The 1,291-nt window shown below is 57.6% G+C and carries 2 protein-coding genes and 1 pseudogene; all 3 read right to left on the reverse strand.

What is annotated here, in order from left to right:
- Positions 1 to 689 (reverse strand): type IV secretion system protein (locus tag EOA85_RS35420; protein ID WP_164760138.1); only part of this gene is annotated, 689 nt, incomplete at its 3' end.
- Positions 690 to 691: 2 nt separating this feature from the next.
- Positions 692 to 865 carry a hypothetical protein gene (locus EOA85_RS37935; protein WP_164760139.1) on the reverse strand — a complete coding sequence of 58 codons (174 nt, stop codon included), beginning with the start codon at positions 863 to 865 and terminating at the stop codon, positions 692 to 694.
- A gap of 84 nt (positions 866 to 949) precedes the next feature.
- Positions 950 to 1,291, reverse strand: a pseudogene (locus EOA85_RS37940) (hypothetical protein); the annotation flags it as partial.

A 1,291-nucleotide genomic window follows, 5' to 3' on the forward strand; every position in this document is an offset into this window, starting at 1 on the left:
ACCATGTAGTAGTAGAAACCCAGGAAGCCGTAGATCAGCAACTGCTGCACCACCAAGTTCGCAGTGACGGAGAAAAAGCCTTCGGTGAATTTGAAGGAATAATTGAAGAGGGCCATGATGATCCACACCGGCCCAAGAGCCAGTATGATGAAAAGAAGGACTTTTGCAGCGATAATCGCCGCTACGGCGACGCCGATGAACAGCAGCGTAAAAATGATGATGATGATCGCCAGAAGGGCGCCGAAGAAATCGGTCAACACTGACGTGTAGAGTTCGGGCACCACCCGCAACGTCGCTTCGTAGAGAGCGTCGAACATTGCCGGCACAGCATCGACCGATGAAACCTGAGTGCCGGTCGTCGACGAAATCGTTTGGACGATGCGGTTGGCCAGAACTTCCGGGATCGACTGGACGAGCGTATAGATTGTCTCGGAGAACGGAGCCCAGTTCGTGACCATCCAGTAGATGAACATCGCGCGGCCGAGGCGCCACGCGGCCTCCAGCGGCGAGGCAGTCGAGCGGCCGAAAATCTGCATGTAACCCCAAATGACCACGTAGAGGACCAGCATCGCGAAGAACAGGTTTTCGCTATAAAGGCCGATGCGCTTGTACAGGACCTCTACAAAGCGAGCCCCGGCCTGATCGACACCGCTCAGAAGGTCGCTGATGATGGTCGAAACGGGATTCATGCCTATTCCGACACCACCTTGTCGAATGCCGAGTTTGCCGGCTTCAACTCGCCGCACGCGTCATTGGCTGCGTACGAGGAAATCGGGCCGCAAGGCGCCTTGAGCTCACGGCCAGGTCTTGCGCAGGCAGTTGCCAGCGCAACGATCGTCAGCGCCAAAAACACCCGAGAATTCATGAGCTTGTCTCCGCCGTCAGAGTCACGATCGCCGGCACCGTTCCCCGGATCGATGCCGGCGATCTCCGCTCCGTAGCAAACGATTTACTGTGAACCGCCGGCATCCTTGAACGGGTTAACGTCTTTGAATTGCAGCAGCTTTTGTACCTGAGATTGTTGCGTCAGCCGGAACTTCAGGTCTTCATTGAGGGCCGATACGGCGCCGTTCTGGACGCCGATCAGCTCGTTGATCGAACGCGCGGTTTCCAGCTGCATGCGCGTGTTTTCGTCGACAGAACCCTTGACGTTCTCCGCCTGACCGATTTGGCCGGTCGCCGACTGCAACGATTGTTCCCGGGTCGTCACGCCTTGCGAAGCTTGCTGCGTCAGTGCGGCCAGCAGCGCCGAGGCGTTGACGCTGCCGCTGTAAAGGCTGTTCACGGCGCC

This window comes from Mesorhizobium sp. M5C.F.Ca.IN.020.29.1.1 (assembly GCF_003997375.1).
Taxonomy (GTDB): Bacteria; Pseudomonadota; Alphaproteobacteria; order Rhizobiales; family Rhizobiaceae; genus Mesorhizobium; species Mesorhizobium wenxiniae.